The 1,632-nt window shown below is 36.6% G+C and carries 1 protein-coding gene; it reads left to right on the plus strand.

From position 1 onward, the window contains the following. On the plus strand, positions 1-1,632 hold a 1,632-nt coding region (locus tag MV589_RS05435), incomplete at both ends, for a DNA polymerase (protein ID WP_297432824.1).

The raw sequence follows: 1,632 nt of genomic DNA on the forward strand, positions 1-1,632 counted from the left end.
AACAGGGATATAAAGTTCGTGTTGTATCGCATGATAAAGACCTCTATCAGCTTATAGATGATGACAAAGTTGTTATAGTTGATGCTATTAAACGCAAGTATGTAAATGAAAAAGCCTGTTATGAGAAGTATGGTGTGACACCTAAACAGTTTATTGATTATCAATCTATTTTAGGTGATAGTGCCGATAATGTCCCCGGGGTGAAAGGCATAGGAAAAGTTGGTGCAGAGAAACTCTTAAAAGAGTACGGTACGCTTGATAATGTTTATGAGCATATTGATGAAATAAAGGGTGCAATGCAGAAGAAGCTTATTGCTTCAAAAGAGCAGGCTTATATGTCAAAAGAGCTTGTAACGCTTCATCCAAATGTTTTTGAGTGTGATGCGTTTGATTTCCAAGAGTATAAAATGGATGTTGAAAATCCATTTTTAAATATTTATGATGAGCTTGTACAGTATGAGCAAAACGCAGTACTTCGTTCACTTCATGCAAAAAATCTTGTAAGCGATGCAAAGAGAGAAGGGGCACAAAAAGCACAAGAAATGTGTGCGCAAGAGAATAAAAAACTTGCATTTAAAGCGACTCTTATTACAGATGAAAAAGAGCTAAACGCAGTGCTTGCTCAACTTAAACCTGAAACAATTATTGCGTTTGATACAGAGACAACAGGACTTGATTATTTTTGCGACAGACTTGTCGGTTTTAGCTTTTGTACGGATGATGATGAAGCTTACTATGTACCATTTGGACACTTCTATCTGGGTGTTGAAAAACAGATTAGTCATGACGCGGCAAAAGAGGCAATGCGTAAAATATTTGCTTCTCGTGTAGTAGGACATAACATTAAGTTTGACCTGCATTTTGTATCGCGTTTTTTAGAAGATGATACATTGCCAATCTACTGTGACAGTATGATTTTAGCGTGGCTTATTAACCCTGAATCTGCACTCTCTTTGGATAAGCTTGCGGATAAACTGCTTGGACATAATATGGTTGCGTTTAAAGATACTGTGAAAAAAGGAGAAAACTTCTCTAGCGTTGCGCTTGGTGATGCTTGCGTTTATGCAGCTGAAGATGCTTTTATCACTTTGAAGCTTTACAAACTCTTTTTGCAAAAATTAGAACTTCAAGATGCAAAACATCTCATAGATGAAGCAAGAGAAGTAGAGATTCCATTTATAAAAACACTTTTAAAGATGGAAAAAGAGGGCATAGAAGTTGATACAGAGTTTTTTGAGAAGTTCTTAGTTGAGGTTAAAGAGACATTAGAGGGGCTTACAAAAAGTATTTATGAACTTGCAGGGAGTGAGTTTAACATTAACTCTACAAAACAGCTTGGTGTTGTACTTTTTGAAACACTTGGTCTGCCTGTTGGAAAAAAGACAAAGACTGGTTACTCTACAGATGAAAAGGTACTAAGCTCATTAAAAGATAAGCATCCCATCATAGTCAAACTGTTGGAGTACCGTGAGGTGCATAAACTTTACTCAACATATATTGACCCACTTTTAAAACTAGCAAATGCAACTGAGACACATAGAATCCATACCTCTTTTGTTCAAACAGGAACAGCAACAGGACGATTGAGCTCAAAAAATCCAAACTTGCAAAATATTCCAACACGAACACCGC

The sequence above is a fragment of the Sulfurimonas sp. genome (assembly GCF_026991475.1).
Classification (GTDB): Bacteria; Campylobacterota; Campylobacteria; order Campylobacterales; family Sulfurimonadaceae; genus Sulfurimonas.